We start from the raw sequence: 21,216 nt of genomic DNA on the forward strand, positions 1-21,216 counted from the left end.
GGAAGGAGTTTTAGGTAATGGGCTTACACCCTATTTAGTTACATTTTTAAATAAAAATCTTTGCATAGTGCAATATACTCAGGGCTATAATTGCGCATATGTTGATAAATACACAATGACTGTACTTGAGGGCTTTGTGGCTTACAAAAACCCAATTCCATTAGGCTACGAGTCGGTGCTTTTTCAGAGGTGCTAGATACTAAACCATGGCGTAATAAGAAAAGTTGAGCCGACTTGGCCATAGCAACAAACTGCTCTGCCTCTTTACATGGCAAGATAAACACTAATCTAGACGTACGGTGACTGACTTTTATAAAAGCCTCAAGCAGTGCTTGAAAGCTCAAGCTATCGGTATGACGTGCAATATTTCTTGACTGATTTTGTCCCTTTAAGCTGTCATTGAAGTAAGGAGGGTTACATATCACTAAGTCATATTTAATAGCTGCAGAAAACGACTGAATATCAGTGTGATGTAATTGCACATCAGGCCAAGGGCTTTGTGCAATATTATTGCGCGCATCAGATATAGCGCCGCTATCAATTTCAACGGCATCGACATAGAGGCTTGGTTTACGCTGCTTACACATCAAAGACAGCAATCCGGTCCCACACCCGATATCTAAAACATGCTTGGTTTCTTGCAAATTTACCCAAGCTCCAAGCAATATACCATCGGTTGAAACCTTCATTGCCGTGTTCAATTGTTGTACCTTAAATTGTTTAAATTCAAACCCAGACATGATTCACCTTTTCCAAAATAGACATCGCGCGTATAATTGCGTTCATTGTCCTTTATTTATGATGCGCTATGCAATTTTCTGAATTTGATCTCGATGGCAAAGTTTTGGCCGCCATTGACAAAATGGGCTACGAAACAGCCACCAGCATTCAACAACTCGCAATACCTGAAGCACTAAGAGGCCGTGACATTTTAGCTTCGGCGCCAACAGGAACGGGTAAAACAGCCGCTTTCTTGATCCCCGCAGTTCAGTACTTGCTTGACTTTCCGCGTAGAGATCCTGGTTTTGCGCGTGTCCTTATCATGACACCTACACGAGAGCTTGCTTATCAAATACATGAGCAATGTCAGCTTCTCGCGACTAATACGCACCTGCGTATTGGGGTGGTAACGGGTGGTATCAATTATGGTAGCCACAAAGAAATCTTTGAAAAAAATAACGATATTCTGATAGCTACACCTGGTCGACTAATGGAATATCTAGAAACTGAAAACTTCCATGCAGAGAATGTTGAGCTACTTATTTTAGATGAAGCCGACAGAATGCTGGATTTAGGCTTTAAAAAAGAAATGCTACGCATTTGTGATGAAGCTAAAAATCGCCGTCAATGCTTTTTATTTTCAGCCACGCTAGAGGGCGACAGTGTAGAGCTATTTGCAGAGCGGATCCTAACTGATCCAGCATTGTTAGAAGCAGAGTCATCACGTAAAGAAAAAGCGAAAATTCACCAATGGGTGCATTTAGCTGACGATTACAAGCATAAACTCGCGATGCTTACGCATCTTCTTAAAAATGATGAAGAAGTACACAAAGCCATCGTGTTTGTCAAAACCCGTGAGCGACTAGAACAACTTGTTGGTGAGCTCTATACCAATGACATCAAAACCACTTGGCTACGTGGCGAAATGCCTCAAGATAAACGTATGTCTGCTATGGCAAGCTTTCACAGTGGTAAAACACGTATTTTAATAGCGACAGATGTTGCTGCAAGAGGAATTGATGTACCTGACATCACCCACGTGATTAACTTTGATATGCCACGTACAGCTGATGTTTATGTTCATCGAATAGGCCGTACAGGGAGAGCGGGTAAAAAAGGCACCGCTATTTCATTAGTTGAAGCGCACGATGCCGCTATTTTGAAAAAAGTAGAGCGCTATACTGAACAAGGCTTAAAGCGACGTATTATCAAAGGAGTCGAGCCTCAACATAAAGAAGCCAAGCTGCCTAAGAAAAAGAAAGATCCAGTAAAAATCAAGGCCAAGAAAAAATTAAAGGCTAAGCAAAAGAAAAAGAAGTAACTTCGGCTATTTCAGGTTACAAATTTTTAGAGACTGCCCAGCGTCGGTGGTCTCTACAATGCTTTACCAATATCCTTTTGCTACTGGCGATTACGCTTATCACTCCTTATTCTAAGTTATCAATATTCATTGTATTCAAATACCATCTGTGCTCACTACTTGCTCTATAAACGATATCAGCTGTGCCGGTAGTTTACGATAGGCTAATACTATCGACCGTGATATAGGCGTATCCAAAGCAATAGGAATAGTAGCCAGCTCATCATCCTTTGGAATATAAGACTGAGGAATAACAGCTACTCCAAAACCTAACTTCACCAAACCTTGCAATTGAAGGTCGTGAATCGCTTTTCCTTTATACGTAATATGCATGTTATTAACATGGATCAGGCGTTCAAACTCTTTTCGATTAGTGCAGTATGGTCTTTCAATAAATGTAAATGATTTAAAATCATTGAGCGTGACCCTTTTATTTTTTGCAAGTTTATGGTCATGTCGAACCAATAGTTGATAACACTCTTGATTAAGCTGAGTACTATTAAATTGTGTTGGTAAACGTTGTTCATCAATAATTGCTAATTGCGATTGCTCAACAGAGCTTGCAATCGAAAGACTAATGTTATTACCCCTTTGCTGAATAGAGCGAATGATATTTGCGTAATGTTCAATGTTAATATCCGGCTGCACATAGAGATAAAGTTCAGTTTTGTTGCTAGGTACAAACGCCGCGTGGAGTTGTTGATTTTGTAATAGTAAATCGCACGCTAGTGTATAAAGCATATGCCCTTGCTTTGTTGCTTTAATACCTTGCTTAGTACGTTCAAATAATATGACACCTAAAGTCGTTTCCAGCGCTTTTATTGCATGTGTAATAGATGGCTGAGCGATAAAACAACGTGATGCTGCTGCCGTTATTGAGCCTTCTTCATAAGCGGCAACAAAATAACGTAGTGGCTTTATTTCTATCATACAATTTATCTATACCTTGAAAATATAAACAATATTATACCTATGGATACGTAATTGCTAATTTAACCTCAAGTTTGAATAAGGGTTTTGAAATAGAAAATACCTTATAACTCACATTATTGAACTTATCCTAACCCGCTTAAATAAGTGATCTATTTTGAGACCATGAAACTTTATCGATAGCCAGGCAGGTATTTCGCTATGCTTTTGTTATAAGAGATAAATGTATAGCGCAGCTAGTGTTAGATTTAGTTCCTAAAAATGATTAAGTATTATTGCAGGTTGGTGTTAAGGGTTCATTTTTGGCTAACCAAATAAGAGAGAAAATCTATGTATGAGCGAAATAGTGCAATTGCAATTCACCAGTTATTAAATCTATTTGAGCAAGGGGATATGACACTACTTGAATTTATTGCAGAAGATATTGATTTGAGAATTGATCATTATAAAGATGATGCAGATACATGCTGGCAACAGTGTAAAAATAAAGCTGATTTTATAACGCTACTGACCCGATTAGGTCAGGATATCTTTCCCAAAGGCACCACTATAAAATCATTAAATTCTCAACCGTTAGGGCCTGGTTGGTATTGCACAACATTTTGTCAATCATTCTGGTATGGTTTAGCTCAAAAAGACGTTGATAGCCAAACCTATATTATTTCTCACGAATCAAACGGTCAAATTGATTACTTTCGCGAACATGTCAGCACATTGGTTTATTCATGATGACAAACATAAACCTTTCACCGTGAATTAATAAAGTGAGTACTCACCATGTAATTATGATTCAACTATATCCATTGTTGTTGTTCTTGTGAAACAGTTAGTTCGCTATCCACTTCGCCGGTATGTGCGGTAGAGGCTGGCTCCACCATCAGAAAATGGGTATCAGGTGTGGCTTTTGGGCAATGCTCAACACCTTTAGGTACAACGTACATTTCACCGGGGTTGAGTACAATATTTTCTGTTTTTAATTGCAAAGTTAATTGCCCTTTAAACACGATAAACAGCTCGTCTTCATTATCGTGTTTATGCCAAACAAGTTCCCCTTCACCTTTGGCTATTTTCACCAATTGATTATTCGATTCAGCAATTATTTTTGGTGTCCAGTACTCATCAAACTGTGAAAACTTATCTGCTAGGTTAATTTTATCCATGGGCTTTCTCCTTAGGCTGTTAGCTGGACCCATAATTACACCACCCACACTGAAAGTAAACCTTCATATCCTTAAATGTGATGAAGTAAGATAAGTCAAAAAGCTTGCAGTGAAATGGGTAAAATGAATAGTAAGAGGGAGTAAGTAGCCCGACAATGAGCTACTTTGTATTAGCTGTATAACTTCTCTGGCACACGATTAACTTTAATATGTACCGTCACTTCTTCTCTGTCGTGATACAAGTGCTTGGCTTGTAGCTCATAGTCCACTTCATATTTAGCCAACTGTTCATGAATGAGCGTTAAGCACTCATACACACTATCAAAACGTTTTTTCATTGGCAGCTTTAGGTTAAATATTAACTCTTTAGCAAAAGCATTGACTATCCAATCAAGCATTAAGTTAGTAACCTTCAAAGGTTTTTCAACCATGTCGCACACTAACCAAGTAATATTGCGTTTTTCTGGTAAGTATTTAAAGCCATCTTCGGTGTAGTGCTTTACTTGCCCTGATTCCATGAGTGCATCATTCATCGGGCCGTTATCAATAGCAGCAACGAACATACCACGGCGCACTAATTGATAAGTCCAACCTCCAGGGCACGCACCTAAATCAACCGCTCTCATTCCTGATTGCACACGCTGCTCAGCTTGCTCTTTTGGTACGAATACGTTAAACGCTTCATCCAATTTTAAAGTGGAACGACTCGGAGCATCACTGGGCATTCTTAAACGCGGGATCCCCATAAAAAACGGTGAGTTATTGCTACTCAATGAATACCCAACATAAGCCGTATCATTGGCTAAAAACAGCACATGTAACACAGGTTTTGCTGGCTTATAGTCTCTTGTCAGCTTATTGTGCTTCTCTAGACTTTTTGCCAATGGAGTAGAGAACTTTTTGCAAAACTTTGAAAGCTCTTTTCCCTCGTTGGTATCCGGAGTTTCGACTCGTAAATCACCACAAAGTGGAAAGTCATCAACCTGCCTTTTAACCGCACTGACTCGATCCTCAATATCCATATTATTAAGCAATGTGCCAGCAAACCACTGGCGAGCAAATACCAAGCTTTTAAAATTAATTTTTTTTATCAACAACTGGGCATCATTTGGTGCAAAGCACTCAAATGTGACAAAACCGGTATTTGGTTTAGCCTTTACATAGCCCGCAACTCCTTGCAAAGCAGCATGGTGGTTAATTTCCGCAGCAGCATCATTTTCAAACCCACTACGACAATAAATTACAACACTCGACATTTGAGCTCTCTTTTAAAATGAATGTTTGCTTATTTTGACTATTAAAACGAGCCACGCGGCAATAAAGCATACTCCTCCAATCGGAGTAATTGCCCCTAACCATTTAATACCGGTTATCGCTAATATGTATAAACTGCCGCTAAAAAGCAGTATGCCCACAATCAAAAACCAGCCTGACATACTGACTTTGACGCCCCATTTCATTAATAGCGCAACTGCAATCAACGCAATGCCATGGGTCATTTGGTATTCACTGGCGGTTTTAAAAACCCCTAATGCATACTCATCTAGGTGACGTTTTAAGCCGTGAGCTGCAAATGCGCCAAGAGCAACAGATAGCATACAAAATATACTTCCTGCGAGTAAAAATAGCTTAATCATGACTATATTCCTGCATAAACTGGGCGGCATGTTTTGCAGCTTCAAGTAAATGTTCAGCTTCACGGTAACCACTTTTCTTACGTGGCTTAAGTGAGTGATCACCATCTGCAAACCATACAAAATCAGGTCTTTTTTTGAATTGCATTGCTAACAACTCTGCCTTTGTTCCAAACGTATCACGCTCACCTTGAAGCACTAAAAATGGGCAAGGCATATCGACAAAATGTTCTGTTCGCAGCTTGAGCGGTTTACCCGGAGGGTGAAATGGGTAACCCATTGCAATCACTCCTTTAACAGAGTCAAATCCTTGTGTAACTAACATTGAGGCCATTCTTCCCCCCATCGACTTACCACCAATAAATAATGGCAACTGCTTGTCAGCTTGCGCTAGTTGCTTGACAAAATAAGCAAGTAATTTAGGGGCTCGCTCTGGTGGGCGACGCTTACCAAGCGCTTTGGCTTGTTGCATATATTCAAAATCAAATAGCCCGACTTGAATGTTTAAATCACATAAATGTTGCGCCATTGTTTGCATAAAAGGCGAATCGCAACCTGCTCCGGCTCCATGGGCGAAAATTAATTGGGCAATCGGTTGATTTGGTCTAAACCAGTGTATTGACATTACAGTTGCTCTTGCTCAACAAGACTGAGCATCCAATCTCTAAATGAAACGATTTTACCTAATTCTGATTGCGCCTCGCGCAATACTAAGTAGTAGGCATTCTTACTCTCAAGCACATGATTGAATGGAATAATTAAACGCCCGGAGTCTAAATCAGGTTTAGCCAATACACTATTGCCTAATGCAACACCTTGACCATGTACGGCAGCTTGTAAAACCATTGAAGAATGACTAAAAATTGGTCCTTGATTAACCTGAATATTACGTACGCCAGCGGTTTTCATCCACGCTTTCCATGCACGTCGAGTTGTATCATGAAGCAATGTATGCTGTGACAAATCACTTGGTTGATCTAGCGGCTTTGGACCATTAAGTAATAGTGGGCTACATAAAGGCACTAGGTATTCGGTATGAAGTTTATGGGTTTGCACACCACTCCAGTGTCCACGTCCATAATATATTGCCACATCAACATCATCTGTTAATGAATTTTCGTCATGGTCTTGTGCTTTAATTCGCACATCAATTTCTGGATGTAGTTCGTTAAATAAACTAAGCCGAGGGACTAACCACTGAATCGCGAAACTCGGTGTTAAACTGACCGTTAAAGACCCTTTAGCCCCACGAGCCAGTAGTTTTTCAGTAGCATCTACAAGCTGAGTGAATATTTCTTTGATGTCCAGAAAATAGCCTTGCCCTTCTTCTGTAAGCAACAAAGAACGGTTTTTACGTAAAAACAATTTAAGGCCCAAATGCTCTTCTAGAATCTTAATTTGATGGCTCACTGCAGCTTGAGTTACATATAACTCTTCTGCTGCTTTGGTAAAACTTAAATGTCGAGCTGCGGCTTCAAACGCTTTAAGTGCATTTAAGGGGGGGAATCTTCTGGACATAGCTAAAGAGCCTTACAAATTTAGCAAGCGCACATTAATATGCGCTTGCTGTTTTGCTTATAAATCTGCCGCGCTAGTATCAAGCTCAGAAAAGCTTTTTACTAGCTCATCAACTGCTTTCATTTGCTGTAAATACCCTTCTAATTTCGCCAATGGCAAAGCACAAGGGCCATCACATTTTGCTTCATTAGGATTAGGGTGTGCCTCAATAAATAATCCCGCTAAACCCAGTGCCATACCACTACGTGAAAGCTCTGCAGCCTGAGCACGACGTCCATCAGCTGAATCACTACGGCCACCCGGTCGTTGTAATGCATGGGTTGCATCAAAAATAACTGGGGCCATATGCTTCATGTCATCCATACCAAGCATGTCAACGACTAAGTTATTATAACCAAAGCTACTACCACGTTCACATAAAATCACTTGCTCGTTACCAGCTTCATTGATTTTTTTCACAATGTGGCGCATTTCATGCGGTGCTAAAAACTGTGGCTTTTTAACGTTGATCACCGCACCTGTTTTTGCCATAGCAACGACTAAATCTGTCTGTCGTGCTAAAAATGCTGGCAACTGAATAATATCAACTATTTCGGCAACTGGCTGTGCTTGATGTGGTTCATGCACGTCGGTGATTAATGGCACATTAAAGGTTTTCTTAATTTCCTCAAATATTTTCAAGCCCTCGTCCATACCCGGACCACGATATGAATTAATCGACGAACGATTCGCTTTATCAAAAGATGCTTTAAAAACATAAGGAATATTTAGTTTTTGTGTAACTTCAACATAGTGTTCTGCAATACGCATTGCCAAATCACGAGATTCTAGAACGTTCATTCCACCAAATAGTGTAAATGGCTTATCATTTGCAATTTCAATGTTAGCCAAACTAATCGTTTGTGTGTTCATTTTTTTTCCAACTTAACTGCCAATAATGCGTAGTAACTGCCCACAGAGCCACGCCATATAAGTACCCAACGCATAGCCAAGTACTGCTAATAATACACCAACAGGTGCTAATGCAGGGTGAAATGCCGATGCCACCACAGGTGCAGAGGCAGCCCCCCCTATATTTGCTTTACTACCTACCGCAACATAAAATACAGGGGCCTTGATGAGTTTAGCGACCAAAAATAGCAAGCCAACATGAATTCCCATCCAAATTACACCTATGACTATATATTTTGGTGCTTCAATTATCTTTGCAATATCCATATGCAAGCCTATTGTTGCAATCAAGATATACAAAAAGCTCGCGCCAACCTTAGAAGCCCCAACGGCTTCAAATTGTCTAGCCTTGGTAAACGATAATGCCAATCCTATAGTCGTTACCAAAACGATAATCCAAAATAATTTACTGTGCAGCGAAAACTTTTTCAGCTCTGGGTAATTATCTATAAAAAATGGCACCAGTAAATCAGCTGCAAAATGTGCCACCCCCGTCGCTCCAAACGCCAAAGCCAATAAAATCATCAAGTCTCTCAACTCTGGCTTTCGAGCATGTTGGGCTTCAAACTGCTGCACCTTATCAATTAAACGGTCAATTGAGCGAGTATCTGCCCCTGTTTTCGCATCAATCTCTTTATGCCTTGCCGCGAGTAACAATAAGACTGCCATCCACAAATTAGCGACTACAATATCGACTGTGACCATGATGGTAAATATTTCGCCACCAGCGCCGTAAATCTCTTTCATGGCCAGCATGTTTGCCCCACCGCCAATCCAGCTTCCAGCCAATGCAGCCATACCCCGCCATAACGCATCAGGCCCTGCCACACCGAGCAAATCAGGCATCACGGTTGCTACAATTAGTAATGCAATGGGCCCACCTATCACAACGCCAACGGTCCCTGTTAAAAACATAATTAACGCTTTTTTACCCAGCCCCATTATCGCTTTGAGGTCGATACTTAAAGTGAGTAATACCAAACAGGCGGGCAATAAGAAGTATTTTGCTACGGTATAAACATCATTATTACTACCATCAACGATACCAAAGGTGTTCAGTAAAGAAGGTAGGAAATAGCACATTAACAGTGCGGGAACATACTTATAAAACTTAGCCCAAAAGCCCTGCTTTAAATTAGACGTATAAAAAACAAAACCAAGAATAAGTGCGAGCAAACCCAATATAACTGCATTATTGGTAATTAAAGCGCTTCCTTGTGACATACCGTTCCTCTGTATTGTTACTATTAATGTAGTATGTTGTTGTGATCGGCAAGCTCTGAAATTTGATGCTCAATTATTTCAATCGTAGGGTCATCAGGGCATTCATCCACGAAGAACTGTAAATCAGCTTTCGCCATTTTTGGACAGTTTAACTGGTTAAGTAAATAGCCTCTGTCGCGGCGCTCATAGGGGTCATCACCTATCAGGTCCATCAACAATTCAACACAGCTCAATGCATGACCAAATTTATCTACTGCAATAAATGCCCACTTTTGCTGTGCTAAATACAACTTGACGGCTTCATCATCTGTAACTATCTCTGTTGGCTCTTCTTCTTGGTCTTTATCTTGTTCGTTCTCTGGTATGATGTACCAAGTTTGTTGACCGCTATTTGGATCGACTAAGTAGCCTTCATCATTACTTATCGCTACATGCACCATAACCTCGCCTTGGCTCAAAGCAATATTGGCATCAAACTGAGCACGCTTTAGCAAATGACTTAAAACTAACGCCAATGAGGTAGGTGATCCACTTCGCATATTTAAGGTATAGCAAACACTATTGAGTAAATGCTCTGGAATATTCTGATCACTGCCACTGAACAGCCAATCGGTATAAAAAGCATCCAATAATTTATCTAATCGTTGATGTTGTTGTGAATACTGGCTGCAAAGTCTATCTACTGACAACTCAAACTCTGCAAGCTGACAAAAGCTGTTTTCTAATTTGGCTTGCGCATCCCAGTGCAACTCAGCTTTGATACATCTTAGCAAAGCATCTTGAAGTATGTACTCTGTACTACCACCTTGTTCTTCGAACCAGATATCAGTCATATATACCGCATTAACTCACATAATCTATAAACGAAGGACTAGTCTATCACTTTTTGTTAAAGACCCAAATAGTGATACTGTGGCGCTTGTGTGAAAAAATTTGTATCGAATATATTTTTATGAAACTCAAAGATAAAAAAAGCGCATTAAATCATGCGCTTTTATGTATTTAAAACAAGAATTTGAACTATAAAATAAGTGCAGATTTTGTGCCTGCTAAATAACCAATCCCTAACAAAGAAAAAACTACAGCAACCAAAGTACCAACTTGCAAAGTCCGAGTACTTGCCTTCGCACTCACTATACCTAATACAATATATGCAACAACAAGTATGATTTTCTCAATCAACCACGGCTGGTCAATTGGGTTAATTTTACCTATTGCCAATAACGCGACGGCCGATATTAACAGTAATGTATCAACACTATGACTGGTGATAAATACACCTTTGTTGGCCGCTATCTTTCCGGTAGCCAAACGAGAAATTGCACGGGTGAAAAACAGTAAAATACTCAAAACAGCAAACAGTACGTGTGTATGCTTTATTGCTATGTAATCCATAAAATCTCTTTTTATTGTGGTTTATCAGGGTAACGCGTCAAAATACCTTCAACATCATCGATATGTGCATTTAATATATCAACTAACTTAGGGTCAAAATGTTTGCCTTTTTGCTTGTTAATTTCCTCCAATGCTTGCTCTTTACCCCAAGATGCTTTGTAGCAGCGCTTATGACGTAAAGCATCATACACATCAGCCAAAGCGACTATACGGCCATAAATATGAATATCTTCGCCCTTTTTACCGTCAGGGTAGCCACTGCCGTCCCATTTCTCATGATGTTCTTTGGCGATAATTGCTCCGGCATTGACTATCTCACGCCGCGAGTCTTGTAAAATTTTATAGCCTTTTAAAGTATGCGATTTCATTACATCCCATTCTTTATCATCTAACTTACCGGGCTTATTTAAAATAGCATCAGGTATACCTACTTTACCCACGTCATGTAATGGTGATGCCATTCTAAGTAATTCAACATCATGGTGACTCAGTTTACTGTATTTACCAAACAACTCACATAAATAGGCCACACGTTTAACATGATTCCCTGTTTCTGTAGAGCGCTGCTCTAAGGCTTCGCTTAAACGATAAACAAGCTCTTGTTGAGTACTTTCAATCTCAGCTTGTAATTGTACATTTTCATAAGCTAACTGCACATTTTGTGAAAATATTTTTATAAGATGCTTTTGCGTATCAGTTAAATGCTCTGGGATCCCTGATACAAATAGCATAGAACTATGATTATATTCACTGGAGCAATAAGCAAATAAATAGTTGTTTTTATATACTATGCCTTTATCTTGAAGAGCCTGATTGCAAGCTTCAAGCTGATCAGAAGTAAGTACCTCACTAATTGGTTTGCCTTCACTGCGCTCAAACTCGCCTCGACCGGTAAATACTACCAACTGCCCACTTTGCTTACTACACTGATTACTTGCTACTAACGAGGTGGCATACATTGCTTCATCAACAGTACCTAACAAAGACGTCAGTTGTTGCATTACGCCTTGAATAAAATGCTCGATTGAGTGAGTCGCAAAAATATCTCGCGATGCACAGATTATCTTCTCTAAACCTTGGCGGGATTGTTCGATAGCAAGAATATCACGGTAAGAGCGCAAGCTAGACATCACAACCGTAAATAACTTCTGAGCTGTCAATTCCGTTTTTGACTTATAATCATTGATATCATAATTAACAATAACTTGCCGCTCTGGCGCTTGCCCCGGTTGACCCGTCCTTAAAATAATTCGAATATGGTTGTTTTTTGCTTCTTCACGGATAAATTTAGCAACCTGCAAACCTGCATCATCGGTTTCCATTACCACATCAAGTAATACAATGGCAGCATCGGGGTGCTCTTTGATCACTTTTCGTGCTTCTTCTCCAGAATACGCACTTAAAAACTCTAATCGCTTTTTTTGAAATTCAAAATCACTCAGCGCAAGTTTAGTCACTGCATGGACTTCAGGTTCATCATCAACGATGATCACTTTCCACTTACCGCTGCTTTCCGGCTCAATGACTTCGTTCGGTTCATCAGAAAACAAAAAATCATCCATATAGAGATCCTTTAAGTGCACATCAATTTAATTATTATGGGGACTTCCCTAGCCATTGAGCTAGAGTTACACGATCACAGCCTGCCATATCTTTAATTGTAAGTATATTGCTATACGCCATTTGTGCAAAATACTGCTGCAATTTAGCAGCTTGCCTATACCCATGCTCAATTAACAAATAACCGCCATGATTTAGGTGTTCAGTACCTTGAGCAATAATCGTTTTAATGTCAGCCATCCCTTCATCATCAGCCACAAGCGCAGTAAGCGGTTCAAACCTTACATCTCCTTGAGACAAATGGTGATCATCACTCTCTATGTACGGTGGGTTACTCACAATCAGATCAAACTTTTCATTAGTTACAGCCTGATACCAATTACTTTGTTTTATATAGACATTATTTAAACCGAGTTTTTGCTGATTTCGTTTTGCAAGGGCAACAGCATCCACTGAGTAGTCCAAAGCACTTATTTGCCAGTTCGGGTGCTCAGATGCAAGGGCTAATGCAATTGCGCCTGTTCCGGTGCCCAAGTCGAGCACTTTTGCTACTGATGGTAAGGTAAGCGTCAATGCATGTTCTACTAAAGTTTCAGTGTCTGGACGAGGAATTAAGGTACTTGCATTAACCTCTAAAGGGAGACTCCAAAACTCCCTTTCTCCAACAATGTGTGCAACGGGTTCACCTGCTTGTCGCCTTGCTATCAACGCTTCAAAATGTTCTTGCTGTGACTCGTTAAGTGACGCATCAGGCCAAGCAAATAAGTAACTGCGTGGCTTATCGAGACTGTGTAGCAATAAAACCTCACTATCTAGTTTAGGACTTGGTGAGGTTTTATTGAGTATTTTTGTTGCCCAAGCAACAGCCTCGGCAACATTAAATAATGACACGATTAATCGTCACCCATCGCCGCGAGTAGGTCAGCCTGATGTTCAAGCAATAATGGATCAATAATTGCTCCTAGCTCGCCTGCCACCACTTCATTCAAGCGATATAAAGTCAAATTGATACGGTGGTCTGTAATACGCCCTTGTGGGTAGTTGTAAGTACGAATACGTTCTGAGCGATCGCCACTACCTACCAGATTCCGACGTTCTGATGCTTCTGCAGCTTGGCGTTTTTCATCTTCAGCTTGTTGCAAACGTGCGCCTAAAACGGATAGAGCTTTGGCACGGTTTTTATGCTGTGAACGCTCATCCTGACACTCAACCACAACCCCTGTAGGGATGTGAGTTATACGAATAGCAGAGTCTGTTTTATTGACGTGCTGGCCACCAGCACCTGATGCTCTAAATGTATCAACTTTTAAATCTGCCGAATTAATTTGAATTGCTTCAGCTTCAGGGATTTCCGCCATTACTGCAACCGTACATGCTGAAGTATGTACACGGCCCTGAGATTCAGTTTCAGGTACTCGCTGCACTCGGTGCGCACCAGATTCAAATTTTAGCTTTCCGTAAACACCATCACCACTGATATTTGCTATCACTTCTTTATAGCCACCGTGTTCACCTTCATTGGTGCTGACTACTTCTACCTTCCACTTTTGAGTTTCAGCATAACGGCTGTACATGCGAAATAAGTCTCCAGCAAAAATAGCCGCTTCATCGCCACCCGTACCGGCACGGACCTCAAGAAACACGTTGTTGCTGTCTTTTGGATCTTTAGGTAGCATTAATACCTGCAAGTCATCCTCTAACTGCACTATCGCCGCTTTTGCTTCTTTATACTCTTCTTGGGCCATTTCGCGCATATCAGGATCTGAATCTTTTAGCATTTCTTCTGATGTTGCTACATCTTCTTGAGCTTGTTGATAGGCAGCAAACGTTTTTACAACATCTTCAAGTTCTGAGTACTCTTTTGATAGTGTACGAAAACGGTTCTGATCACCAATTACTTCTGGATCACTTAGCATTGCTTGCACTTCTTCATAGCGCTCAGCTAAGGTCTCTAATTTACGATATACGGACTCTTTCATTAACGTATTATTCCTGCTCAATTCCTAATGTTTGTTTAAGTTGTGCTAACTGCTCAAAATCTCCCAACTTAGCGGCTTGTTGAATCGCTTTTGTCGGGGCGTGAGTTAAACGGTTAGTTAATTTATTAGCCAACTCTAGCAACACCTTTTCTGAAGGCTTGCCTGATTCTAGTTGGTTGAGTGCTTTTTCAACCAACTCTGTTTTAATTTGCTGGGCACTGTCTCTGTATTGAACAATTACATCAACAGATTTTAACGAGCGTTGCCATTGGGCAAACTCTCGCGTTCTTTGTTCTATAATAGCTTGTGCTTGACGTGCTGCTTGTTCTCGGCTTGCCATATTTTCGCTAACAATGGCTTGCAAGTCATCCACTGAATACAAATAAGCGGCATCTAACTCACTTACTTGGCTTTCAATATCGCGCGGTACTGCAATATCAACAAACAACATAGGCTTATGGCGGCGCTGTTTAAGCGCCTGTTCAACCACCCCTTTACCGATAATTGGCAACGTACTAGCGGTTGAGGAGATCACAATATCTGCTTTGTGTAATTCTTCTGGCAATTGCGCAAGAGATATCACTTGGCCTTGCACTTCACTTGCTAAGCCTTGAGCTCGTTCAATAGTTCTGTTAGCAACCGTAATCGACTTAGGGTGATGCTGATACAAATGCCTTGCCACAAGTTCAACCGTTTCACCGGCACCAATAAGTAACACCCGGGTTTTATCTAACTGACCGTATATATGCTTGGCCAAATTTACGGCCGCATATGCAACAGAAACCGCGCTTGCACCAATATCAGTCTCAGTACGTACTTGTTTGGCAACAGAAAATGTTTTTTGAAACAAACGCTCAAAAGTTGGCTTTATTCCATGATGCTGTTTGGCACTATTATAAGCTTGCTTAATTTGACCTAAAATTTGTGGCTCGCCGAGCACCAATGAGTCAAGCCCACAGGCTACACGCATCAAGTGATTTATGGCATCTTGGTTATGATGGACATATACATTATCGCTCAATTGCGACTCATCTATATTATGAAAACATGCAAGCCACTGAAGAAGCACTTGGGAATTCTCATGCTCAAGGCTACAATAGATTTCGGTACGATTACAGGTTGATACAATCACTGTTTCTTTGAATTGAGCTTGTTGCGCAAGATCAATAAGAGCTTGAGATAATTGCTCAGGTGAAAAAGCGACTTTCTCGCGCAATTCTACTGATGCAGTTTTATGATTTATACCTAGTGCTATGATAGTCATAGATGCCAGAATTGCCCGCGCCCTATTTTAAAGTTGGCAATTTTACCAAAAATCAATCGAATATGGAAAGTAAGGAACATCATTTGACACGATTTCACTTGATTTTGCTCATGTTTTTTTTATTTATTACTGGATGTGCGCAGAAAATCTCGCCTCCACAGCCACAAACTAGTGATTGGAGAGCCTCATTAAAGGAACAAACAAGCTGGCAAGCAAATGGTAAATTAGCTTTTATCAGTGATACACAACGCCAATCTGCGAACTTTAATTGGCAATACAAAAATAATAAGCAGCAGCTTATCCTGACGAGTTTCATTGGCACACGCATATTATCGCTTACAGAATTAGCACAACACAGTGAACTGCAGCATGACGGCAAGACCTATGTTGACGCCGACAGTCAACAATTAGTAAAACGTCTCACTGGCTTAGATTTGCCTATCGCTCAAGCACCTACTTGGCTTACAGGTATGGTAGATAACCCGAATAACCAATATGATGAACAAAGCCGCCTAAGTAAAAGTACTTGGATTGATCAACAAGGCCAGCTATGGCAAGCTCAATATCAACAATTCTCACTTGTAGATGGCATGTGGCTACCCACTCGTATGAATCTATCTCATAAAACCTTACGAATAAAAGTTCAGCTCAATTCATGGCAATTTTAATATGACCACTTTAACGCTTATGGCGCCAGCCAAACTTAATTTATTTTTACATATCAATGCAAAAAGAGCTGACGGTTATCACGAACTCGAAACGCTATTCACCTTTTTAGAGTTTGGTGATGAGTTGACTTTTCGCCTTAATGAACAAGATTGCATCAATATCATCGGCGATACAGCGGATATTCCTTTAGAAGATAACTTAATTTACAAAGCAATTATGGCGCTGCAACCTTATAAACAAATTCAAAAAGGTATCAGCGTCACATTAACCAAAAACTTGCCCATGGGTGGAGGTGTTGGTGGTGGTTCATCAGATGCAGCAACAACATTATTAGCGATTAATCAATTATGGCAATGTAATTTAAGCAATCAAAAATTGGCTCAAATTGGCCTAAAATTAGGTGCTGACGTGCCTGTTTTTATCAATGGAAAAACCGCATTAGCGCAGGGTGTTGGTGAAAATTTAATGCCCGTAACCCTAGAGAAACGTTGGTTTTGTGTGGTATTTCCAAATGTCCATGTTAGTACTAAAAAGGTATTTACTCACCCTGACTTACCTAGGGACACAAAGAAGCTTACAACTGACTGGAAACTGTCAAATACCCGCAATGATTGTGAGACTTTGGTTAAAAAGCTCTACCCCGAGGTTGAAAAGACCCTAGGGTGGTTGCTAAAATACGGGCCGTCTCGTATGACGGGAACCGGAGCGTGTTGTTTTGTTGAATTTGATTCAGCAGCTGCAGCACAGCGTGTGCTCAGTTCATTACCGTCATACTGGCAAGGGTTTATAGCCCCAAGTTCCAATATATCAGTTGCGCATATGCAACTAGATAATTGGCTTAAAATGTAGAAGTAAATTGTTTAAGTTAGCCTGTTTTGACTCTGTCATTGCATGTTAGTCCAAAAATTCAGTGCCTGAGGAACCCTACCGTGCCTGACATGAAGCTCTTCGCTGGTAACGCAACACCTGAGTTAGCTCAAAAAGTTGCAAAACGTTTATTCATTGAATTAGGTGATGCTGTTGTTGGTCGTTTTAGTGACGGCGAGATCAGCGTACAAATCAATGAAAACGTACGCGGATCGGATGTTTTCATTATCCAGTCAACTTGTGCCCCAACAAACGATAACCTTATGGAGCTTATCGTTATGGTCGACGCATTACGTCGTGCCTCTGCGGGTCGTATTACCGCTGTTATCCCTTATTTTGGTTATGCTCGTCAGGACCGCCGTGTGCGCTCTGCCCGTGTTCCAATCACTGCTAAGGTTGTTGCTGACTTCCTATCTAGCGTTGGTGTTGACCGTGTTTTAACGGTTGATCTTCACGCTGAACAAATCCAAGGATTTTTTGACGTTCCTGTTGATAACGTATTTGGTAGCCCGGTACTGTTAGATGACATGAAAGAACGTGAATTTGAAGATGTTGTTGTCGTATCGCCGGATATTGGTGGTGTAGTTCGTGCCCGTGCCATTGCAAAGTTACTTGATGACACCGACCTTGCTATTATTGATAAACGTCGTCCACAAGCAAATGTGTCACAAGTTATGCATATTATTGGTGATGTTGCTGGTCGTGACTGTATTATCGTTGATGACATGATTGACACCGGTGGTACGCTTTGTAAAGCCGCTGAAGCACTTAAAGAGCACGGAGCAAAACGCGTATTCGCTTATGCTACACACCCTGTACTCTCAGGTGCAGCAGCTGAAAACTTACGTAACTCCGTGATTGATGAAGTTATTGTTACCGACTCAATTCCATTGTCAGATGAGTTACGTGCTTTAGACAATATCAAAGTACTTACGCTTGCTGATATGCTAGCTGAAACTATTCGTCGTATTAGTAACGAAGAGTCTATTTCAGCGATGTTCCAACACTAATTACAGTGTGACTACATCGATGTAAAACGCAAAAAGCACCCCAGGGTGCTTTTTTTGTGGTTCTATGTTTTCTTTATTCACCGGCAATGGTATAGTAGCGCGCCTTTTTAGGTAGGGTGTTTGGTCGCGAGCACCTTAAACATTAATTAAATTTTTGGAAACATTATGTCTAACGAATTATATACATTGAATGCAGAAGTACGTGCTGACTTGGGTACGGGTGCGAGCCGCCGCCTACGTCGTGCAGACAAAGTACCAGCAATTTTATACGGTGCTGATAAAGAAGCGTTAGCGCTTACTCTAGAGCACAATAAAGTAATAAAAGCACAAGAAGATGAAGGTTTCTACAGCCACATCCTTACGCTTAACATTGCTGGCGAGTCTGTTGAAGCAATCTTAAAAGACATTCAACGTCACCCATTTAAGCCTAAAGTTACTCACTTAGACTTTCAACGTGTAGATGCTAACCATAAGATCCACACTAAAGTACCAGTTCACTTCTTAAACGAAGAAGCTGCAACTAAAGGCGGTAACACTGTTGCTCACCTAGTTACTGAAATCGACGTAACATGTTTACCAGCAGCACTACCTGAGTTCATCGAAATCGATGTAGCTGCAATGGAAGTAGGTGCAACTATTCACCTTTCTGACATCACTCTTCCAGCTGGTGTTGCATCAGTTGAACTTGGTAAAGGTGAAGGCCATGACCAAGCTGTTGTTACTTTAAATGCACCTAAGGGTTCTGCATCAGAAGAAGCAACTGACGAAGACGCTGCTGAATAATAATTGAGGTGTAAGCACCTTGAGCAATATTCAAATGCTTGTGGGCCTGGCTAATCCAGGCCCCGAATATCAAAACACACGTCACAATGCTGGTGAATGGTTCATTCTCGAGCTCGCCAAACGCTACAGCTGCCAATTAAAACCAGATGCCAAACATCATGGCCTAACTGGTAAAATACTCATCAATAATCAAGAATTTAAACTTTTGATCCCAACTACTTATATGAACTTAAGTGGTAAAGCGGTGAGTAGCCTAGCTAATTTTTATAAAATACCGGTAGAACATATTCTTGTTGCACATGATGAGATGGATTTAGAACCGGGAATTGCTAAGTTGAAAAAAGGCGGTGGTCATGGTGGCCATAATGGCTTAAAAGACATTATTGCTAAAATGGCTAACAGCAAAGAATTCATGCGTTTACGTATTGGTATTGGTCACCCGGGCCACAAAGATAAAGTAACTGGCTGGGTGCTAGGAAAAGCGCCTAAAGAAGACCAAGAGAAAATTGAAGCTGCAGTTGATGAGGCAGTTCGTTGCATGGAAATTTTAGCAAAAGACGGTGTGTTAAAAGCACAAAACAGACTACATTCATTTAAACCGTGATCAAAAATTTATCGCGTTTATCTGAGTTAAAATAGGGTTCAAAACTATGGGTTTTAAATGTGGCATTGTTGGTTTACCTAACGTTGGTAAATCTACCCTTTTCAATGCATTAACTAAAGCGGGTATCGAAGCCGCAAACTTTCCATTTTGTACTATCGAGCCAAATACTGGCGTGGTACCTGTTCCAGATAATCGCCTCGAGCAACTCGCAGAGATTGTTAGCCCACAGCGTATTTTACCTACAACGATGGAGTTCGTTGATATTGCAGGTCTGGTTAAAGGTGCATCAAAAGGTGAAGGCCTAGGTAACCAGTTTTTAGCCAACATTCGTGAAACTGATGCGATTGGCCATGTAGTCCGTTGTTTTGAAAATGAAAATATCGTACACGTCGCAGGTACTATCGACCCTGCTGATGATATAGATGTTATCAACACTGAGCTTGTTTTGGCTGATATGGACGCCGCAGATCGTGCTGTGCAAAGAAATGCAAAAAAAGCAAAAGGCGGCGATAAAGAAGCCAAATTCCAAAATGAGGTGCTTGAAAAAGTAAAAGCTCATTTAGACGAAGGCTTGACACTACGTTCATTACAATTGGAAAAAGAAGAAAAAGAAGCAATCAAGAGCTTAAACTTCTTAACCATTAAACCAACAATGTACATAGCAAACGTAAATGAAGATGGCTTTGAGAACAACCCATTCTTAGATAAAGTACGTGAAATTGCTGCATCTGAAGATGCCGTTGTCATTCCTGTCTGTGCAGCTATCGAAGCAGAACTGTCAGAACTTGATGACGAAGATAAGCTGGAATTTATGGAAGACTTAGGACTTGAAGAACCAGGTCTAAACTTAGTGATCCGTGGCGGTTATGAGTTATTGAAGCTACAAACCTATTTCACCGCAGGCGTTAAAGAAGTTCGTGCATGGACCATTCCTGTAGGTGCAACTGCACCACAAGCGGCTGGTAAAATTCACACTGACTTTGAGCGTGGCTTTATTCGTGCTCAAACCATTGCTTTTGATGACTATATTCAATATCGTGGTGAAAATGGAGCCAAGGATGCGGGTAAATTCCGCCAAGAAGGTAAAGATTACATCGTAAAAGATGGTGATGTATTAAACTTCTTATTTAATGTTTAAAACCACATTAAATAATAAAAGGGCCTAATGGCCCTTTTTTATTAAATTGATTAAAATAGCAACTAGCAATGACATTAACGTGACCAATTCGGCTATTTAATCCGCAAACAAACCGCCAAGAGCAGTTTTTTGTAAAAAAGGTATTGACGTGTTTGGGCCATATCAGCATAATACGCCCCGCATCAGCGATGATGAGAAATAAAAATAGATGGCTATGTAGCTCAGCTGGTTAGAGCACATCACTCATAATGATGGGGTCCCCTGTTCAAATCAGGGCATAGCCACCATGTTTTTATTTACTACCAAACTCATCGTTCTAGCTTTTGTGATTTAATGCGGGGGTGGCGGAATTGGTAGACGCGCTGGATTTAGGTTCCAGTATCTTCGGGTGTGAGAGTTCAAGTCTCTCCCTCCGCACCAACTTCTAATTTAGAAGTTGGAGTAATTGTT

General features: G+C 40.6%; 23 protein-coding genes and 2 tRNA genes. 10 read left to right on the plus strand and 15 right to left on the minus strand.

The window, feature by feature from the left end; translation table 11 throughout:
* Positions 1-38: 38 nt before the first annotated feature.
* Positions 39-740 (minus strand): tRNA1(Val) (adenine(37)-N6)-methyltransferase, encoded by a 702-nt coding sequence (locus SANK73390_RS10645; RefSeq protein WP_462766014.1) that lies wholly within the window; start codon positions 738-740, stop codon positions 39-41.
* 68 nt (positions 741-808) lie between these two features.
* Between SANK73390_RS10645 and srmB the strand changes: the two genes are divergently transcribed.
* Positions 809-2,041, plus strand: coding sequence for an ATP-dependent RNA helicase SrmB (srmB, locus tag SANK73390_RS10650; protein WP_261595117.1), 1,233 nt, complete (start codon positions 809-811; stop codon positions 2,039-2,041).
* Between the two features lie 135 nt (positions 2,042-2,176).
* On the opposite strand, the gene SANK73390_RS10655 is transcribed toward srmB, so the two are convergent.
* Positions 2,177-3,010 carry a LysR family transcriptional regulator gene (locus SANK73390_RS10655; RefSeq protein ID WP_462766015.1) on the minus strand — a complete coding sequence of 278 codons (834 nt, stop codon included), beginning with the start codon at positions 3,008-3,010 and terminating at the stop codon, positions 2,177-2,179.
* 330 nt (positions 3,011-3,340) lie between these two features.
* On the opposite strand from SANK73390_RS10655, the gene SANK73390_RS10660 reads away from it, so the two are divergent.
* Positions 3,341-3,739 (plus strand): hypothetical protein, encoded by a 399-nt coding sequence (locus SANK73390_RS10660; RefSeq protein ID WP_462766016.1) that lies wholly within the window; start codon positions 3,341-3,343, stop codon positions 3,737-3,739.
* Positions 3,740-3,804: 65 nt separating this feature from the next.
* Here SANK73390_RS10660 and SANK73390_RS10665 read toward each other — a convergent pair whose 3' ends face one another.
* The 13 genes from SANK73390_RS10665 to hemA all read right to left on the minus strand — a co-directional run bounded on the left by SANK73390_RS10665 (position 3,805) and on the right by hemA (position 15,695).
* Complete coding sequence (locus SANK73390_RS10665) at positions 3,805-4,170, minus strand: cupin domain-containing protein (RefSeq protein ID WP_261595120.1); 366 nt, start codon at positions 4,168-4,170, stop codon at positions 3,805-3,807.
* A 170-nt stretch (positions 4,171-4,340) separates the two neighbouring features.
* Complete coding sequence (gene rlmM / locus SANK73390_RS10670; protein WP_462766017.1) at positions 4,341-5,426, minus strand: 23S rRNA (cytidine(2498)-2'-O)-methyltransferase RlmM; 1,086 nt, start codon at positions 5,424-5,426, stop codon at positions 4,341-4,343.
* A gap of 12 nt (positions 5,427-5,438) precedes the next feature.
* Entirely contained in the window at positions 5,439-5,807 is a 369-nt protein-coding gene (locus tag SANK73390_RS10675; RefSeq protein ID WP_462766018.1) for a DUF423 domain-containing protein, read from the minus strand.
* Positions 5,800-6,429: an alpha/beta family hydrolase gene (locus SANK73390_RS10680; RefSeq protein WP_462766019.1), complete on the minus strand. Its 630-nt coding sequence runs from the start codon at positions 6,427-6,429 to the stop codon at positions 5,800-5,802. Before SANK73390_RS10680 ends, SANK73390_RS10675 begins: the two co-directional genes overlap by 8 nt.
* Positions 6,429-7,322, minus strand: a complete 894-nt coding sequence (locus SANK73390_RS10685; protein WP_261595124.1) for a transcriptional regulator GcvA — start codon at positions 7,320-7,322, stop codon at positions 6,429-6,431. Before SANK73390_RS10685 ends, SANK73390_RS10680 begins: the two co-directional genes overlap by 1 nt.
* Positions 7,323-7,379: 57 nt before the next feature.
* On the minus strand, positions 7,380-8,234 hold the full coding sequence (gene kdsA / locus SANK73390_RS10690; RefSeq protein ID WP_462766020.1) for a 3-deoxy-8-phosphooctulonate synthase: 855 nt from the start codon (positions 8,232-8,234) through the stop codon (positions 7,380-7,382).
* Between the two features lie 12 nt (positions 8,235-8,246).
* Positions 8,247-9,497 (minus strand): DUF819 family protein, encoded by a 1,251-nt coding sequence (locus SANK73390_RS10695; RefSeq protein WP_462766021.1) that lies wholly within the window; start codon positions 9,495-9,497, stop codon positions 8,247-8,249.
* A 23-nt stretch (positions 9,498-9,520) separates the two neighbouring features.
* Complete coding sequence (locus SANK73390_RS10700; RefSeq protein WP_261595127.1) at positions 9,521-10,330, minus strand: tetratricopeptide repeat protein; 810 nt, start codon at positions 10,328-10,330, stop codon at positions 9,521-9,523.
* 187 nt (positions 10,331-10,517) lie between these two features.
* Complete coding sequence (locus SANK73390_RS10705; protein ID WP_462766022.1) at positions 10,518-10,892, minus strand: SirB2 family protein; 375 nt, start codon at positions 10,890-10,892, stop codon at positions 10,518-10,520.
* A gap of 11 nt (positions 10,893-10,903) precedes the next feature.
* Entirely contained in the window at positions 10,904-12,454 is a 1,551-nt protein-coding gene (locus SANK73390_RS10710; protein WP_462766023.1) for a DUF3369 domain-containing protein, read from the minus strand.
* Between the two features lie 34 nt (positions 12,455-12,488).
* On the minus strand, positions 12,489-13,343 hold the full coding sequence (prmC, locus tag SANK73390_RS10715; protein WP_462766024.1) for a peptide chain release factor N(5)-glutamine methyltransferase: 855 nt from the start codon (positions 13,341-13,343) through the stop codon (positions 12,489-12,491).
* Positions 13,344-13,345: 2 nt separating this feature from the next.
* On the minus strand, positions 13,346-14,431 hold the full coding sequence (gene prfA / locus SANK73390_RS10720; protein ID WP_261595131.1) for a peptide chain release factor 1: 1,086 nt from the start codon (positions 14,429-14,431) through the stop codon (positions 13,346-13,348).
* Positions 14,432-14,438: 7 nt separating this feature from the next.
* The gene (gene hemA / locus SANK73390_RS10725; RefSeq protein WP_462766025.1) at positions 14,439-15,695 is read right to left on the minus strand and encodes a glutamyl-tRNA reductase; all 1,257 of its coding nucleotides are present in this window, start codon (positions 15,693-15,695) and stop codon (positions 14,439-14,441) included.
* 83 nt (positions 15,696-15,778) lie between these two features.
* Between hemA and lolB the strand changes: the two genes are divergently transcribed.
* From lolB to SANK73390_RS10765, 8 genes are all read left to right on the plus strand, one after another.
* Complete coding sequence (gene lolB, locus SANK73390_RS10730; protein WP_462766026.1) at positions 15,779-16,363, plus strand: lipoprotein insertase outer membrane protein LolB; 585 nt, start codon at positions 15,779-15,781, stop codon at positions 16,361-16,363.
* A gap of 1 nt (position 16,364) precedes the next feature.
* Positions 16,365-17,213 (plus strand): 4-(cytidine 5'-diphospho)-2-C-methyl-D-erythritol kinase, encoded by an 849-nt coding sequence (gene ispE / locus SANK73390_RS10735; RefSeq protein WP_462766027.1) that lies wholly within the window; start codon positions 16,365-16,367, stop codon positions 17,211-17,213.
* Positions 17,214-17,293: 80 nt separating this feature from the next.
* Complete coding sequence (locus SANK73390_RS10740) at positions 17,294-18,241, plus strand: ribose-phosphate pyrophosphokinase (RefSeq protein ID WP_261595135.1); 948 nt, start codon at positions 17,294-17,296, stop codon at positions 18,239-18,241.
* Between the two features lie 165 nt (positions 18,242-18,406).
* Positions 18,407-19,024: a 50S ribosomal protein L25/general stress protein Ctc gene (locus SANK73390_RS10745; protein WP_462766028.1), complete on the plus strand. Its 618-nt coding sequence runs from the start codon at positions 18,407-18,409 to the stop codon at positions 19,022-19,024.
* A gap of 19 nt (positions 19,025-19,043) precedes the next feature.
* Positions 19,044-19,628 carry an aminoacyl-tRNA hydrolase gene (pth, locus tag SANK73390_RS10750; RefSeq protein WP_462766029.1) on the plus strand — a complete coding sequence of 195 codons (585 nt, stop codon included), beginning with the start codon at positions 19,044-19,046 and terminating at the stop codon, positions 19,626-19,628.
* Between the two features lie 46 nt (positions 19,629-19,674).
* On the plus strand, positions 19,675-20,766 hold the full coding sequence (ychF, locus tag SANK73390_RS10755) for a redox-regulated ATPase YchF (RefSeq protein ID WP_261595138.1): 1,092 nt from the start codon (positions 19,675-19,677) through the stop codon (positions 20,764-20,766).
* 210 nt (positions 20,767-20,976) lie between these two features.
* Positions 20,977-21,053, plus strand: a tRNA-Met gene (locus SANK73390_RS10760).
* Positions 21,054-21,101: 48 nt separating this feature from the next.
* Positions 21,102-21,186 (plus strand) — tRNA-Leu (locus SANK73390_RS10765).
* The last annotated feature ends 30 nt before the right edge of the window (positions 21,187-21,216 follow it).

This window comes from Pseudoalteromonas sp. SANK 73390 (assembly GCF_054966645.1).

What these genes read in the sequence shown, in the direction of transcription:
- SANK73390_RS10645 (WP_462766014.1), bottom strand. Translation starts at nt 740, where the DNA reads ATGTCTGGGTTTGAATTTAAACAATTTAAGGTACAACAATTGAACACG.
- srmB (WP_261595117.1), top strand. Translation starts at nt 809, where the DNA reads ATGCAATTTTCTGAATTTGATCTCGATGGCAAAGTTTTGGCCGCCATT.
- SANK73390_RS10655 (WP_462766015.1), bottom strand. Translation starts at nt 3,010, where the DNA reads ATGATAGAAATAAAGCCACTACGTTATTTTGTTGCCGCTTATGAAGAA.
- SANK73390_RS10660 (WP_462766016.1), top strand. Translation starts at nt 3,341, where the DNA reads ATGTATGAGCGAAATAGTGCAATTGCAATTCACCAGTTATTAAATCTA.
- SANK73390_RS10665 (WP_261595120.1), bottom strand. Translation starts at nt 4,170, where the DNA reads ATGGATAAAATTAACCTAGCAGATAAGTTTTCACAGTTTGATGAGTAC.
- rlmM (WP_462766017.1), bottom strand. Translation starts at nt 5,426, where the DNA reads ATGTCGAGTGTTGTAATTTATTGTCGTAGTGGGTTTGAAAATGATGCT.
- SANK73390_RS10675 (WP_462766018.1), bottom strand. Translation starts at nt 5,807, where the DNA reads ATGATTAAGCTATTTTTACTCGCAGGAAGTATATTTTGTATGCTATCT.
- SANK73390_RS10680 (WP_462766019.1), bottom strand. Translation starts at nt 6,429, where the DNA reads ATGTCAATACACTGGTTTAGACCAAATCAACCGATTGCCCAATTAATT.
- SANK73390_RS10685 (WP_261595124.1), bottom strand. Translation starts at nt 7,322, where the DNA reads ATGTCCAGAAGATTCCCCCCCTTAAATGCACTTAAAGCGTTTGAAGCC.
- kdsA (WP_462766020.1), bottom strand. Translation starts at nt 8,234, where the DNA reads ATGAACACACAAACGATTAGTTTGGCTAACATTGAAATTGCAAATGAT.
- SANK73390_RS10695 (WP_462766021.1), bottom strand. Translation starts at nt 9,497, where the DNA reads ATGTCACAAGGAAGCGCTTTAATTACCAATAATGCAGTTATATTGGGT.
- SANK73390_RS10700 (WP_261595127.1), bottom strand. Translation starts at nt 10,330, where the DNA reads ATGACTGATATCTGGTTCGAAGAACAAGGTGGTAGTACAGAGTACATA.
- SANK73390_RS10705 (WP_462766022.1), bottom strand. Translation starts at nt 10,892, where the DNA reads ATGGATTACATAGCAATAAAGCATACACACGTACTGTTTGCTGTTTTG.
- SANK73390_RS10710 (WP_462766023.1), bottom strand. Translation starts at nt 12,454, where the DNA reads ATGGATGATTTTTTGTTTTCTGATGAACCGAACGAAGTCATTGAGCCG.
- prfA (WP_261595131.1), bottom strand. Translation starts at nt 14,431, where the DNA reads ATGAAAGAGTCCGTATATCGTAAATTAGAGACCTTAGCTGAGCGCTAT.
- hemA (WP_462766025.1), bottom strand. Translation starts at nt 15,695, where the DNA reads ATGACTATCATAGCACTAGGTATAAATCATAAAACTGCATCAGTAGAA.
- ispE (WP_462766027.1), top strand. Translation starts at nt 16,365, where the DNA reads ATGACCACTTTAACGCTTATGGCGCCAGCCAAACTTAATTTATTTTTA.
- SANK73390_RS10745 (WP_462766028.1), top strand. Translation starts at nt 18,407, where the DNA reads ATGTCTAACGAATTATATACATTGAATGCAGAAGTACGTGCTGACTTG.
- ychF (WP_261595138.1), top strand. Translation starts at nt 19,675, where the DNA reads ATGGGTTTTAAATGTGGCATTGTTGGTTTACCTAACGTTGGTAAATCT.